The sequence below is a fragment of the Pontibacter virosus genome, assembly GCF_003096355.1.
GTDB classification, from domain to species: Bacteria; Bacteroidota; Bacteroidia; order Cytophagales; family Hymenobacteraceae; genus Pontibacter; species Pontibacter virosus.
Window position 1 is genome coordinate 281,190 of the sequence record NZ_QEKI01000001.1, and the last position, 14,455, is coordinate 295,644.

Consider the following 14,455-nt stretch of genomic DNA (forward strand, 5'->3'; position numbering starts at 1 on the left):
AGTAATCAAAAAGGTGCTATGCTACATAGCACCTTTTTGCATTTTAAGTTGTTGGTAGTGTGAAGACAACCTATTATCTTTAGAGTAAAGACCCGCAGTTGGTATAATAGTTGATATTGGAGATGCTATAAAAACACTGTAAGTCTGAAACTGCATATGAAGAAGATTTTTCCAGCGATAATATTGGCCATTTTGGTGCTCTCTGGCTTTGCGGCAAAAGAAAGCCTGCGCACCATACCTAACGAAAGCTTTAGTGCAGGCGAACTGCTCAAGTATAAAGTGCATTATGGCCCTATAACAGCAGCAGAAGCCGTGATTGACATCGCTCCCAACCTGCACCGCATCAACGACAGGCCAACTTATAAAGCCACCGTGTATGGCAAGACCAGCAATTCGTTCGATCTCTTCATCAAGATTCGCGATACCTGGCAGTCATACATTGACACAGCTGCTATACTGCCGCAGCGCTCTTTCCGCAACATTGAGGAGGGTAGCTACCGCAAGCGCGAAACCGTGGACTTTAACCACTTCACGAATACCGCCCAGGTGGAGATGAAGAAAAAGAACAGGGATAAGAAGAAAAGCACCCATAAGATACCTTCCGGCGCTCAGGATATTGTGAGCGGGTTTTATTATCTGCGCACCCTCGATTACGATCGCTATAAGCCGGGCGACAAGTTTACGATCAAGGGATTTTTCGACGAGGAGGCATTCGACATGGTGGTCACCTACCAGGGCCGCGAAACGGTCAGCACCAAAGCCGGCTCATTTAGAGCAATTAAGCTGGTACCACGTATGCCGAAAAACAAGCTGTTTAATGGTGAGGATGCCATTACCGTATACCTGTCTGATGACAAAAACAAGATACCGGTACTGATCTCAGCTAATATGTTTGTGGGGTCTGTGAAAGTTGACTTGTACGAACACAGGAATCTGAAACATAAACCTGCCCTTGTGGCACAGAAATAAAAGAAAAGCCAGCCCACACCGCTGGTTTTTTCTTTTGCTGAAAAGCCAATGTTAAGAAACTATTATGATTTGACTACCTACTCCTTCCATACCTTGCGAAGTGGTATATTTGTATTGAAATGGATGCCATGAAAAGGCTCCTGACAATACCTATACCTGCCTGTTAACTGCCGGTAGGAAAACCTAATCATAGACACGTGCAGACACCAAATCAAGCCCATTACAAAATACTGGTAGTTGACGACGATCCGGATATCCTGGAGCTGCTACAGTATAATCTGGTACGCGAAGGCTACGATGTAGCCCAGGCCGAGAACGGCAAAAAAGCGATAGAGGTAGCGCATACCTTTAAGCCGAATGTGATTCTGATGGACGTGATGATGCCGGTGCTGGATGGAATAGCTGCCTGCCGCCAACTGCGCGAAGAGCAGGATTTCCGTCATACGCACATCATTTTCCTGACTGCCCGATCAGAGGAGTTCTCAGAAGTGGCCGCTTTCGACGCCGGCGCTGACGACTTCATCACAAAGCCCATTAAGCCCCGCGCTCTCCTTAGCCGTTTGGCCGCCTATGCCCGCCGTGATGCACAGCAGGAAGAACAGGAGCAGGTAACTGAAATCGGAGGACTGCGAATAGACCGCACCAGCTTTGCCGTGTACAAGGGCGAAGAGAAAATCACGCTCCCGAAAAAAGAATTCGAACTACTGGCCTTTCTGGCAGCTACCCCCAACAAAGTGTTCACTCGTGAAGAGCTGCTCAACAACGTATGGGGCAGCGACGTGTATGTGATCGCCCGCACGGTGGATGTGCACATCCGGAAGGTGCGTGAGAAGATAGGGGAAGACCAGATCAGGACAATCAAGGGTGTAGGCTACAAGTTTAACACCGACTAAAACATGAATTTAAACTCCCGTACGCTTGCCCTCTTAGTATCCCTGGCAGTGGCCCTTGTGCTCACTGCCTTTTTGGCTTTAGCCAGCTACTTTTCCTCCAGGGGATTGATGGCAGCACTTGTACTGGTATTTATATGTTGCTTTCTGCTGATCTATTTCTCCTACGAGGCACTGGTGTTTCGCGAGATCAAAAACGTGTACTCCAGCCTCGAGAAAATAAAGAAGCAGGAGTACCGCAAAGCAGAGGGCCGCTCTATGTTCACGGCCGACCCACTCCGAAAAATAAAAGACGACATCTTCCTGATTGCCGAGCGCAAGCAGCAGGAAATCGACGAACTAAGACACCTGCAGGTAATGCGTCGCGAGTTTCTGGCCGACGTATCTCACGAGCTTAAGACCCCGATCTTCGCCGCGCAGGGCTTCATCCATACCTTGCTGGACGGCGCCATGGACGACCCCAATGTGCGAGACAAGTTTTTACAGAAAGCGGCCAACAGCCTCGACGGCCTTGACACCCTGGTGCAGGACCTGATCAGCATCTCGCAGTTTGAGAAAGGCGTTGTAAGAATGGAGAAGCAGGACTTTGACGCTGTGCAGCTGGTGCAGGAAGTTTTTGAGCAGCTGGAGCAAAAAGCCAATAGCAGCCAGACAAAACTGCACCTGGTGGATGTGAATCCTGGCGAGAAAGTGATGCTCCACGCCGACCCTAATCGTATCCGTCAGGTGTTCATCAACCTGGTGGACAATGCCATCAAATACGGCCATACGGGCGGCAACATCTGGGTTTCGTTCACGGAAGGCCGTAAGCGCTATACCATCACGGTGAAAGACGATGGCCCAGGTATAGCACAAGAGCACATCAACCGCATATTCGAGCGCTTCTACCGCATCGACAAAAGCCGCTCCCGCGACAAAGGCGGCTCAGGTCTCGGCCTTGCCATCTCCAAGCACATCGTCGAGGCCCATCGCTCCTTCATCGCCGTCAAAAGCGAACTCGACAAGGGCACCATGTTGCGTTTTAAATTGCTAAAGGCGAAGGTTAGTTGATGGCTGAATTGTTAAATTGTTGATGGTTGAATTGTTGTTATCCCAAAACGATTAGGGGAGTATAACTTTGGATAATGTGCTTGATTGAAAAGAAAAGCGAAGACTATACCTTAATTACGGTCAAACAATCAACAACCAGCAATCAACAATTCACCAAACAATTTAACCATTTAACAATTCAACCATTTAGATTCCCAACAATTAACACCCCACCAAAAATGCGTATCTTTGCGGGCTGTGTGGCTAAGGTATAGCTGCGCGCATTAACGATACAGTACAGCATGAAATACCCGGTTTTTAAAGACCTGATTATATTTGAGAACGAGGACTTTCTGGTGGTGAACAAGCCTCCTTTTCTGGCTACGCTCGAAGACCGCACTCCGAACACTACCAACCTGCTCAAACTCGCCAAGCAGCACGACCCGAATCTGCAAGCCTGCCACCGCCTCGACAAAGACACATCGGGCTGCCTGGTGTTTGCCAAAAACCCGGAGGCCTACCGCCACGTGTCGATGCAATTTGAGCACCGCGAGGTATACAAGGTATACCATGCGGTGGCCTGGGGCACACACAAGTTCGAAGACCAACTGGTAAACCGCTCGATATTGGCCGGCGCAAAGGGCGTGGCTAAACTTACACCACAGGGCAAACCGGCCGAAACCTATTTCACGACGCTGGAGAACTACAGTCGCCATACCTTGCTGGAGTGTATGCCCGTAACGGGCCGTTTGCATCAGATTCGCATACATTTGGCGTTTTTGGGCGCTCCGATAGTGGGCGACGAGCTGTATGGCGGAGAGCCGCTATACCTGAGCACTTTAAAGCGCAAGTTCAACCTGAAGCAGCAGACCGAAGAGCAACCGCTGATCAAGCGCTTTGCGCTGCACTCGCATACGATCGGCTTTAAACTCATGGACGAGGAGCCAGTTAAAATTGAAGCGCCTTACCCGAAAGACATGGCCGTGCTGATCAAGCAACTTCGCCAATACAACTAGCGTAAAAAACAAAGGGGCCTGATGCGACATCAGTCCCCTTTTTGCTTTTTTAAGGTATAGCCATTCTAGCTTACACGCAGCACAATCTTCCCAATGTTTTTGTTGGCCTCCATGTAACGGTGTGCCTCGGCGGCATCGGCCCAATCGAACACCGAATCGATAACAGGCTTTATCGTGCCGTTTGTAAACAAAGGCATGGCAAAGCTGGCCATATCTTGCGTGAGTTTCATCTGGTAGTCGCGGGTGCGCGAGCGTAACGTGGAGCCGATTACCTGCAGACGCTTAACAAGTATTTGGCGGAGGTCAAAGTCTCCCACCTTGCCACCACCTAAACTCGCCAGCAGCACCATCCTGCCATCCAGACGCAGGCACTCAATATTCTGCTTGAAATAAGGCCCCGCGATAAAGTCCACAATCACATCCACGCCCTCGGAATTGGTATAAGCCAACACCTCGTCCTCAAAAGGCACTTCTTTGTAATTGATGGCTTTGTGGGCTCCGAGATCAAGACAGGCTTGCACCTTTTTCTCAGAAGCTGTTACCAACACCTCGGCTTTGAGGGCGCGGGCCAGCTGTATACCTGCTGTGCCTACACCACTGGCGCCGGCGTGGATAAGTATACGCTCACCAGGCTGCAGTTTGCCCAGCCAGGAGATCGCCTGCCAGGCCGTCAGGAACACCTCAGGTATGGCGGCGGCCTCTTCCATGCTTAGGTTTTCAGGTATAGCCATGGCCATCTCTTCGTGTATCACGGCATACTCGGCGTAGCCACCGCCCGGCAACAGGCCCATCACTTTGTCACCTTTCTTGAAACGGGTGCAGGCTATACCTGCCTCCACTACCTCCCCGGCCATCTCCAGGCCCAACAGCGGACTTTCGCCTTTGGGTGGTGGGTATTTGCCTTGCCGCTGCAAGGTGTCGGCACGGTTGAGCGCAGTGGCCTGCACACGCACCAGCAGTTCGTACGGTTTGGGCAGCGGCTGTTCGTATTCGCCCAGCACCAGTTGCTCTGGTCCGCCGGGTTGCTTTACAAGTATGGCTTTCATATCAGTCGGCTAGGAATTGTCTGTGGCTATACCTTTAGACGCCAGCTAAAATTAGATGTTTCCGCATTATTGCCAAAACCGCTTCTATTGGCAGCATTCGCATTTTTCGGCCCTGTGAGAAAAAATATTCAAAGAATTATTACACAAACACTTGACCTTATTACGAAAATTTCGTAACTATACGAAAACATCGTAGAAATATGGAAAAGCTCACACAACAAGAAGAGGAAGCTATGCAGGCAATTTGGTCGCTGGATGGCGGCTTCATCAAAGAATTTCTAGAGCGACTGGATGAGCCAAAACCGCCCTATACCACGCTGGCCTCTACGGTGAAGAACCTGGAGAAGAAAGGCTTTCTGCAGAGTGAAAAGTTTGGCAACACCTACCGCTATACGCCGCTCATCAAAGAAGAGGACTACAAAAAGCGCTTCATGAAAGGTTTTGTGGGCGACTACTTCAAGAACTCTTACAAAGAGCTGGTAGCCTTTTTTGCAAAGGAAAAGCAGATCAGCGCCGAGGAACTGAAGGAGATTATTGATATGATCGAGAACAAAAAATCAAAATAGTATGCCTGAGCTGCTCCTATACCTGCTGAAAGCGAACGTGGCCCTGGTGCTGTTTTACCTGGCTTACCACCTGGTGCTGCGCAAGCTCACGTTCTACCACCTCAACCGGCTTTTCCTGGTGTTCGGCATCGTGTTCTCCACGGTATACCCCCTGGTAGACCTCACCGAACTATTTAGCCGGCACGAAGAGTTGGCTGCTGTGCAAATCTACGCCGTGGTTATACCTGCCTGGACACCAACGGCTATACCTGAACAGACTGTATTCGATTACTGGCTTATACCTGTTGGGCTGTTCTGGCTCGGCTGCGGATTGATGCTGCTTCGGCTGGTCATGCAGTTTGCCTCGCTCTATAGGATACATCGCGCCTCGGTGCCCGCCTCTTACCAGGGAGTGGACTTCCGCAAGGTACAAGGCATCAGCGAAGCCTTTTCATTCTGGAAGACTATCTACCTGAACCCGGCACAGCATCAATCGCCCGAGTTGGAGTCGATACTGCGGCACGAGCAGATTCACGTAAACGGCTGGCATACCCTGGATGTGCTGCTGGCTGAGTTGAGCACCGTGTTTTACTGGTTCAACCCGGGTGTTTGGCTCATGAAAAAGGCCATGAAAGAAAACCTTGAATTTATAGCCGACCAGCATGTTGTAAATGCTGGCGTCGACCGAGTAGCATACCAATACCTCTTACTGAAAGTTGTAGGCGCCACACAACCTCAGATTGCCAATCAGTTTAATTTCCCCTCACTTAAACGACGAATTGCCATGATGAATAAAATGCCCACAAGCAAAGCAAACCGGCTCCGACTGCTGGTTGTGCTGCCCCTCGTAACGGTACTGCTGGTTGCTTTCCGGAGCGCCTCGCAGGATAATATAACCACCTTAGCAGAAACTATACTCCCAGGAGAATTAACTCAGAACCCTGCCTATTCAGCAGAAGAATATGAACAATTTTTGAAGCGAAACCCAAGTGTTAAACGCGTGTACTGGGTACCAGCCGAAGAATCAGGCAAAGAAAACCAAGGTGACCGCATGGTATTTGAGCTTAAGTCGGGCGGCCTTGAAAGTTACAGGATCGCTTATAATAACGAAGTAGCCGCTGCGGAGAAAAAGTATGGCAAACTGCCTGTGAAGCCTACAAGTCCGCCGATGTTTGACGATTCAGATTTACCTGCTCCTCCAGCGCCTTATAATCCGGATCAGGATGAAAGAGCTAAGAAGGTAGCTGAAGAGCACAAAGCTTTCTATGCCCGCAACCCACAGGTAAGAAAGATCGAATGGATGTCCGGCAATGAGATCAGAGTGCGCCTTGAATCAACAGAGGAGATTTACAACATGGCTGACAAGAAAAGTCGTGCTGCGGCTGAGAAGAAGTATGGTCCCTTTCCATCAAGTCCTGGTGCTGCACAAGTTGTATCCAGAGCAGAATTTGAATCTCAGAAAAATAATGCTGTACAACAACAGAACGGGGAGCGCATCTTCTCACCAACGGATATTGGCTACTACCAGGACCGCAACAACCTGCCAGTGGAGTATACCAACTTCCTCAAAAGAAACCCGACCATTGACAAAGTTGGCTGGAAAGTCCATCCGGAAAAAGGCCCGCAAGCCGTCGTGCTTTTCCTAAAATCAGGTACCACCGAAATGTATAACCTGAATGATCAAAAGAGTCTGGCGAAAGCCAAGAGCAAGTATGGCGAGTTTCCTGGCTTGTTACCTCCCCCACCGCCTGTTATGATACAGGATACGACAACCAAACGCTTTTCACCTCCGCTTATCATAAACAGAGAACAGTCAAGTCTTCCAGACGCTGCATTATATTACATTGATGGGGTAAAGTCCAGTAAAGCGTCTGTGCAGAAAATCGACCCAAAGACCATCCATAGCATAAATATAGTTAAAGGAGAGACCGCAGAAGAGACATTTGGCAAAGAAGGTACTGAAGGCGTAATCTCTATTATTACGATACAGAATAAGGACTCCCGCCAGGTACGGGAGTTCAATAAAAGACTGCAACTTCCGCCGCCGCCAGCACCACCTGCCCCAGAAGCGCCAGGCACACCACCCCCACCTCCTGTGCCTGGTAAAGAAGCAATGCCTCCCGTACCCCCTGCACCAGCGGGAGAACAGCTTCCTCCACCACCACCGCCTGGCAAATACGAAGGCCCGGCTATACCTAAGGCAGGCGGTGCTCGCTTGGTAGAGAATGAAGATTACGTAGTGTATACCTTATGGCCTGAGGAAATAACTAAGCGGGAACTTGAAGTGGCACAGCAGGCATTTAAGTCCAGCGGCTTCGATCTGAAATTCACAGAAAAGTACGACGGCGGCAAAATAAACAGCTTGAGCATTGACTTGGCGTCTAAAAAGAACGGCAACAATGCCCGCGCTACTCATACTTACAGTGCCGAAGCATTGAAAAGTGTGCGAGACGCTGACAACATCGTGATGGTGATCGGCAACAAGAAAACCGGAGAAGTCAGGATTGCCACTACGCTTGCACCGAGATAGCAAATGGTTTTGTACATCATAAAGAAACCTCATATGAAGCTTAAACTGTTGGTACTACTGTTTTTGTCATTCGTTAGCCTGGCACAAGCACAAGAAAGTAAAGAGATACAAAAGCCACAAAGAGTCTATATCTTAAATGACAGCAGCATAGTTACGGAAAGTGAGGTAAAAGAAATTGCGCAGAGCGGATACGTGAAAAACTTGGTTTCTGGAGCTACTGACGAGGAAAGGAAAAGGTACCAGGAAAAATTCGGTGATGTTATTGGAGATAATTTTATAGCCAGAATCTATACCTTGACGGAGGCAGAAAAAAAGGAGAAGGAAGGGAGAAGCAAGGAGGCGATAGTTGAAAAACCTGCTGGAGCTTCAAAGAATTCGCATGCCCTTAAAGTAAATGACAAGGCAAAGGAATTTAAAGTAGAGTTAGTGGACGGGACCTTCGTAAAGATGTCTGATTTGAAAGGCAAGGTTGTCATGCTGAACTTCTGGGCCACCTGGTGCCAACCCTGTATCATGGAGTTTTATGAATTGCCTGAAAAAATCCTGCAAAAGTACGACCCGAAGGATTTCGTCTTCCTGACCATTTCAAGAGGGGAACCCAAGGAGAAAGTGCAGAAAACATTAGCTAAGCTGAAAGAAAAAGGCATTGACTTTAACTCAGGCATTGACCCCAACGAAGAGATTTGGAAACTGTATGGGGAGGAAGGAATTCCGCTGAACTTTATCATTGACAGACAAGGCGTAATCAGACATGTGTCTATTGGGTATGGTGAAACACAGCTAGATGAGATGTCGGAGAAAATCAGAAAGCTGATAAATTAAAACGCCGAAAAGATATGAGGCATCCGCAGAACGCTCTCCCTGCCTTCTATCTTACTACCTGAAAGGTTTGATAATAGATTAGCTTACAGGCAGCGGCGCAGCTTTGTGCCGCTGCCTGTCTTTTTACACTATTCCCCTGTGTCACAGCATATTTCTGCACCAAGTATTGCATATCAAATAAAGAGTTTCTATCTTTGTGACCATTTTTCAAGAACCCTCGAGAAGAAATTAATTGTTAAATAAATCGCTTACAACCACCAAAAATGGATCATTTAAGTTATAAGACCCTTACTGTCAATAAGAAGACAGCCAACAAAGGCTGGGTGATTATTGATGCAGGGCAAGGAAGCTTGGGTCGCGTGGCGTCTGAAATCGCCAAGATCCTGAGAGGCAAGAACAAGCCTTCGTACACGCCAAACGCTGACTGCGGCGACAACGTGATCGTTATCAATGCTGATGACACGCGTTTCACTGGTCGCAAGTGGGATCAGAAGTACTACCTGTCGCACACTGGTTACCCAGGTGGTCAGCGCAAGACTTCTCCACGTGAGCTGAAGGCTAAATCATCAACGCTGCTCGTAGAGCGCGCTGTTCGTGGCATGTTGCCTAAGGGCCCACTAGGCCGCGAGCTATTCCGTAATCTTCATGTTTTTGCAGGAAGCGAGCATCCTTTCGGAGCTCAGCAGCCTAAAGAATTAACCCTCAACATCTAATAATTAATGGAAGTTATCAATACATCTGGTAGAAGAAAAACCTCGGTGGCTCGTATCTACATGACGGCCGGGCAAGGGAATATCACTATTAACGGTAAAGATATCAAGGCGTACTTCCCTGACGAAGTACTGCAAACTATTGTGAATCAGCCGTTTCAAACCTTAGAGCTAATTGGCAAGTACGATGTTACTGCTAATCTAAAAGGTGGTGGTGTAAGCGGCCAGGCTGAAGCACTTAGACTTGCTATATCTAAAGCACTGGTAGTAGAAAACGCCGAGACAAAATCTGCACTCCGCAAAGAAGGATTCGTAACCAGAGATCCTCGCATGGTGGAGCGTAAGAAGTTCGGTAAGCGCAAAGCGCGTCGTTCATTCCAGTTCAGTAAACGTTAATATTAAAGGTGTATCAACAACATGGCAAGTACTAATTATAAAGAATTACTTGAGGCAGGTGTTCACTTCGGTCACCTTACCCGCAAGTGGGATCCGAAAATGGCTCCGTACATCTTCATGGAGAAGAACGGAATCCACATCATTGACCTGAACAAGACACTGGTTGCGCTTGACGAAGCTACTTCAGCTATCAAGAACATCGCCAAGTCTGGTCGTAAAATCCTTTTCGTAGCTACCAAGAAGCAGGCCCAGGACATCGTTGCAGAAGAAGCACGTCGTCTGAAAATGCCTTATGTAACCGACCGTTGGTTGGGTGGTATGCTGACGAACTTCGCCACTGTGCGTAAGTCGCTTAAGAAAATGTCTACTATCGACAAGATGGTGAAGGACAACACCGCTTATGCAGCTATTGCAAAGCGTGAGCGTTTGATGCTTTCTCGTGAGCGTGAGAAACTGGAGCGTGTACTGGGTGGTATTGCCGACCTGTCTCGCCTGCCAGCTGCTCTGTTCATTGTGGACGTGAAGCGTGAGCACATTGCCGTGAAGGAAGCACAGAAGTTGAACCTGCCTGTATTCGCAGTTTGCGATACAAACTCTAACCCAGAGACGGTTGACTTCCCAATTCCAGCAAACGACGATGCTTCTAAGTCTATCGCACTTATCGTGTCTATCATTGGTAAGGCAATCGAAGAAGGTCTGTCTGAGCGTAAAGTAGACAAAGAAGAGACTGAGCGTAAGCGTTCTGAAGAAGAAGGCATCAAAGCCAAGCAGGAAGCTGACGAGCAATAATCTCGCATGCATATAGCATAGTCAATAAACTGAACATTGGGCCCTTAAGCTTCAATGTTCAGTTTGTTTTAGGGCAAATCGGAAGGAAACAGGCTTTTTGACAAAAGCAATTTTGAAAAAAGACAAAGACGGAAATACTACGTTGCCGTTCTATACCTTCCTACAAGGCCCTTCCCAAACTGAATACAACATTTATAATTCTTAATTCTTAATTATAAAAAGATGGCTATTACAGCACAAGACGTTAACAGACTTCGCCAGGAAACTGGTGCAGGTATGATGGATTGCAAAAAAGCACTTACGGAAGCCAACGGTGACTTCGAAGCTGCTAAAGATATTCTGCGTAAGCAAGGCCAGAAGATTGCCAGCAAGCGTGCTGACAATGCTACTTCTGAAGGTATCGTATTGACAGACGTGAGCGCAGACGGTTCAACTGGCCGCGTAGTGGCGTTGGCTTGCGAAACTGAGCCAGTATCTAAAGTGGAAGACTTCAAGAACCTGGCTAACACTGTTCTGGAGACTGCTGTTTCTACTAACGCTTCTTCAAAAGAAGAATTGCTGGCCGCTCCTCAGGCTGACGGTCGTTCACTTCAGGACCACATCACAGACCTGATGGGTAAAATCGGTGAGAAAATCGACGTGGTTTCTTACGAAACTGTGAAGGCTGAGAAAGTTGTAGCTTACAACCACTCTAATGGTAAGTTGGGTGTACTGGTAGGTATGAACAACACCAGCGGTACAGACGTGACGGAAGTTGGTAAGGACATTGCGATGCAGATTGCTGCCATGAAGCCAATCGCGCTGGACAAAGACGGCGTTGATGCTGCTACTATCGAGCGTGAGATCGAGATCGGCAAAGAGCAAGCGCGTCAGGAAGGCAAACCAGAGCAAATGCTGGAGAAAATCGCTCAAGGTAAACTGAACAAGTTCTACAAAGAAAGCACGCTGTTGAACCAGGAGTTCGTAAAAGACTCTTCTCTTACAATATCTCAGTTGCTTGAGAAAACAAGCAAAGGTTTGACTGTAACTGAGTTCAAGCGTGTAGCTATCGGCTAGTTCGCTTTGCGACTATAATAGAAAAGGCTCTGAGGAATCAGAGCCTTTTTTGTTTGTTATACCTGCAGGTATAAGCGCATATCACTAAAACAGATTTTGCAAAAAAGCTGGTGTTTTGATGATACCTGTCACCATCATAATAGCAACAATGGCTAAAGCTACTGCTACCCGAAACAGATAACCTTCAAAAACTGGCTCTCCAGCCCGTTGCTCGTGATAGATACGCAGGGCACCGCCAATAAGCATTAAACTCAGCCCTGCATACAAAAAAACAGGGCTGAAATCATTTTCAAAATTAACAATACCCACTATTCGCAGCGCGGCAGGCCACATAATGAGCGCCATCCCACCATAAATCAGCAGTTGGGTCGCCAAGGTGTTTTGTAGGATTAGTTTTTTCATCGAGCGGTTAAGGTTAACTAATGTGTCAGGTATAGCCGAAGAATACGCTTTCGTGAATATACTTTTAATGCAGTTAATTTCAAACCTATAGGGTACAGTTCTCATCCTTGCTATACCTTAGCCATTCCTCCTCACCGTGCTTACAAAAGCGTCTCGCATATCCTGAAAGCGGTTGACAACTGCCTCGATAAAATCCTCGTCCAGCAGGGCAATCGCCCCTTCGTCTCCTGACACTTCGGTTTCCTCTATTTTATAAATCTGCTCCAGGTTTGCTTTCTCTAACTTCAGGATATACTTGCCGTTATAGGAATGCAGCGTGATTTTCACGTGTGGGTTAGGGATGTCGGCTACTACTCTCATAAGTTTATTTGCTGATTGTTTATGTGTGTTGCTATACTAACGTAAATCTGGGGCTTAGGTAAATACCCTATCCTGCCGCATCAGTCCGCTCCATCTCAATCCCCATCAGCTGCATCAGCTTGCTGGCGTTGAAACTGCGGCAGATGCCCCGGTGCAAGGTATAATCGAACAATATCCTGTCGCCCTCGATGGTGCTGTTGAAGCTGAAGTTCTCTACGCTACTGGGCAACTCCTGCTCCATAGCGCCCAGCTCCAGGTCGTGCGTGGAGATAAGGCCGGAGGCATTGCGGCGGTGTAGTTGCCGGATCAGGGCCATGGCACCGGCGTGACGGTCGCGGGAGTTGGTGCCTTTGAGTATCTCGTCTAGGAGGTAGAAAACCGGTTCCTCCCCTTCTGTCATGTTGAGGAGAATGCGCAGGCGTTTGAGCTCAGCGTAGAAGGAAGAGGTGTTCTCGGCCAGGTTATCAGCGGTGCGCATGGCAGTGTATACCTGTGTCGGGGCTACTTTCAGGCGACGGGCACATACAGGAGCCCCCATAAAGGCCAGCACCATGTTGATGCCCACCGTGCGCAGGAAGGTCGTTTTGCCGGACATATTGGAGCCCGTTACCACGATGGTCTTACCCGCTCCCTGCATCTGGAAATCGTTGGCGATGCGCTCCACCGAGAAAATCAGCGGATGCGCCAATTGCTCAGCATCAAACTCGAAAGGTATAGCGCTTATCTCAGGTATAGCATAATGCGGTTGGGCATATTGGAAAGCCGCCATACTGGCCAGTGCTTCGAAATCAGCCAGCAAAACGAGGCTGTTCTCTACCTGTTCCAGATGATCCGCTTTCCAGGACTCGATCCGGTAGATCCATACGAAATCCCACATCAGGATGGTGTTCAGGAAAAAGCTCATCAGGGTGCTGAGTCGCCAGGAGAAATAATCGATGATGGTGGCTACTTTGCCGATGGCTGTAGAAGCAGGTGTGTTGCCTTTGAAGAGTTGCGTCCTGATCTCATCCAGAAGCGGTGCTTTAAAGGTATGTGCTTCCAGGTGCCGCAGCTGGTCGGTATAGCTTTGCGTGGCCTCATACATGCCGATGCTTTTCTCGTAGTAATCGTCGCGTTGCTTCTGGAACTTGAGGCCCAGCAGGTATTGGATAGCCAAAAAGCCGACCGCGATGTAGCCGGAGTAGCCATACAACCAGGCCGCAATCGACGCTAAGGTCAGAACAGGCAGCACAAACACCAGGAGCTTCAGCCAGGGATGCGCTTTGTACAAATCCTGTGCACGTAGCCAATCAAAGAACTCCTGTGTATTTGCCTCGGTGTGCTTGTAGTGCATGGGCTTCACGATTGCCTGCTGCAGCCATTCCTGCTGGTCGGGCTGCGCCAGTTCTGCCACTGCCACCTGTCTGCGCAATACTTCCGGAGTTGGTGCTGCCTGCCGGAACCACTGGGCCAGCCGCAGCTTGCCAATGCTCGTCACAGAGCGGTTCATCAGTTGGAAGAGCGAGTCCGGGCCGAAAATATCCAGGTCGGAGGTATAGGGATGCTGATCGTCTTTGAAGGCGACGTCTCCGTCGAAGGTATGGAGTTTACCCTGCAGCCTATCGATCTCCTGCAGGTTGAGCTTGCTGAGCAACTGCAGCTGCTTATACCTGTAATCGAGCCGGCTGTGCCAGCGCATCACCAATATGAAAAGGATGTAAAACCCAACGATGCTGATGATGCCTGCGCTGATGTTACCGTCCCTGAAAAAGAGCCAGGCCGTAATAGCACCTGCAACAAACACCACCACTCTTAACCACGACACCGACTTCGATTTGCCGGCTGCTTTTTGTTCCTGTTCAGCATAGGCCGCTGCCCGCTGCTTAAATTCGTTTTCTCTGCTGTTCACGTATAGC

General features: G+C 48.7%; 15 protein-coding genes. 11 read left to right on the forward strand and 4 right to left on the reverse strand.

What is annotated here, in order from left to right; all coding sequences use genetic code 11:
• The first annotated feature begins 156 nt into the window (after positions 1-156).
• The 4 genes from C8E01_RS01055 to C8E01_RS01070 all read left to right on the forward strand — a co-directional run bounded on the left by C8E01_RS01055 (position 157) and on the right by C8E01_RS01070 (position 3,904).
• Positions 157-969, forward strand: a complete 813-nt coding sequence (locus C8E01_RS01055) for a DUF3108 domain-containing protein (RefSeq protein WP_116541517.1) — start codon at positions 157-159, stop codon at positions 967-969.
• A gap of 197 nt (positions 970-1,166) precedes the next feature.
• A complete protein-coding gene (locus tag C8E01_RS01060; protein ID WP_116541518.1) occupies positions 1,167-1,862 on the forward strand; it encodes a response regulator transcription factor in 696 nt (231 codons plus the stop codon).
• A 3-nt stretch (positions 1,863-1,865) separates the two neighbouring features.
• Positions 1,866-2,909, forward strand: coding sequence for a sensor histidine kinase (locus C8E01_RS01065; protein ID WP_116541519.1), 1,044 nt, complete (start codon positions 1,866-1,868; stop codon positions 2,907-2,909).
• A gap of 281 nt (positions 2,910-3,190) precedes the next feature.
• Complete coding sequence (locus C8E01_RS01070) at positions 3,191-3,904, forward strand: RluA family pseudouridine synthase (RefSeq protein ID WP_116541520.1); 714 nt, start codon at positions 3,191-3,193, stop codon at positions 3,902-3,904.
• 65 nt (positions 3,905-3,969) lie between these two features.
• On the opposite strand, the gene C8E01_RS01075 is transcribed toward C8E01_RS01070, so the two are convergent.
• A complete protein-coding gene (locus tag C8E01_RS01075) occupies positions 3,970-4,950 on the reverse strand; it encodes an NAD(P)H-quinone oxidoreductase (protein ID WP_116541521.1) in 981 nt (326 codons plus the stop codon).
• A gap of 200 nt (positions 4,951-5,150) precedes the next feature.
• Here C8E01_RS01075 and C8E01_RS01080 point away from each other — a divergent pair, with 200 nt between their 5' ends.
• The 7 genes from C8E01_RS01080 to tsf all read left to right on the forward strand — a co-directional run bounded on the left by C8E01_RS01080 (position 5,151) and on the right by tsf (position 11,798).
• The gene (locus C8E01_RS01080) at positions 5,151-5,516 is read left to right on the forward strand and encodes a BlaI/MecI/CopY family transcriptional regulator (protein WP_116541522.1); all 366 of its coding nucleotides are present in this window, start codon (positions 5,151-5,153) and stop codon (positions 5,514-5,516) included.
• A gap of 1 nt (position 5,517) precedes the next feature.
• On the forward strand, positions 5,518-8,025 hold the full coding sequence (locus C8E01_RS22020; RefSeq protein WP_116541523.1) for a M56 family metallopeptidase: 2,508 nt from the start codon (positions 5,518-5,520) through the stop codon (positions 8,023-8,025).
• Positions 8,026-8,058: 33 nt separating this feature from the next.
• Positions 8,059-8,847 carry a TlpA family protein disulfide reductase gene (locus C8E01_RS01090; protein ID WP_165820529.1) on the forward strand — a complete coding sequence of 263 codons (789 nt, stop codon included), beginning with the start codon at positions 8,059-8,061 and terminating at the stop codon, positions 8,845-8,847.
• Positions 8,848-9,110: 263 nt separating this feature from the next.
• Positions 9,111-9,560, forward strand: a complete 450-nt coding sequence (gene rplM / locus C8E01_RS01095; protein ID WP_116541525.1) for a 50S ribosomal protein L13 — start codon at positions 9,111-9,113, stop codon at positions 9,558-9,560.
• Positions 9,561-9,566: 6 nt separating this feature from the next.
• Entirely contained in the window at positions 9,567-9,953 is a 387-nt protein-coding gene (gene rpsI / locus C8E01_RS01100) for a 30S ribosomal protein S9 (protein WP_116541526.1), read from the forward strand.
• A 21-nt stretch (positions 9,954-9,974) separates the two neighbouring features.
• Positions 9,975-10,742: a 30S ribosomal protein S2 gene (gene rpsB / locus C8E01_RS01105; protein WP_116541527.1), complete on the forward strand. Its 768-nt coding sequence runs from the start codon at positions 9,975-9,977 to the stop codon at positions 10,740-10,742.
• A 222-nt stretch (positions 10,743-10,964) separates the two neighbouring features.
• Positions 10,965-11,798: a translation elongation factor Ts gene (gene tsf, locus C8E01_RS01110; protein WP_116541528.1), complete on the forward strand. Its 834-nt coding sequence runs from the start codon at positions 10,965-10,967 to the stop codon at positions 11,796-11,798.
• An 84-nt stretch (positions 11,799-11,882) separates the two neighbouring features.
• On the opposite strand, the gene C8E01_RS01115 is transcribed toward tsf, so the two are convergent.
• The 3 genes from C8E01_RS01115 to C8E01_RS01125 form a co-directional block, all read right to left on the reverse strand.
• Entirely contained in the window at positions 11,883-12,200 is a 318-nt protein-coding gene (locus C8E01_RS01115; protein ID WP_116541529.1) for a hypothetical protein, read from the reverse strand.
• 117 nt (positions 12,201-12,317) lie between these two features.
• On the reverse strand, positions 12,318-12,560 hold the full coding sequence (locus C8E01_RS01120) for a hypothetical protein (RefSeq protein ID WP_116541530.1): 243 nt from the start codon (positions 12,558-12,560) through the stop codon (positions 12,318-12,320).
• A 67-nt stretch (positions 12,561-12,627) separates the two neighbouring features.
• Entirely contained in the window at positions 12,628-14,448 is a 1,821-nt protein-coding gene (locus C8E01_RS01125; RefSeq protein ID WP_116541531.1) for a MutS-related protein, read from the reverse strand.
• Positions 14,449-14,455 lie beyond the last annotated feature (7 nt).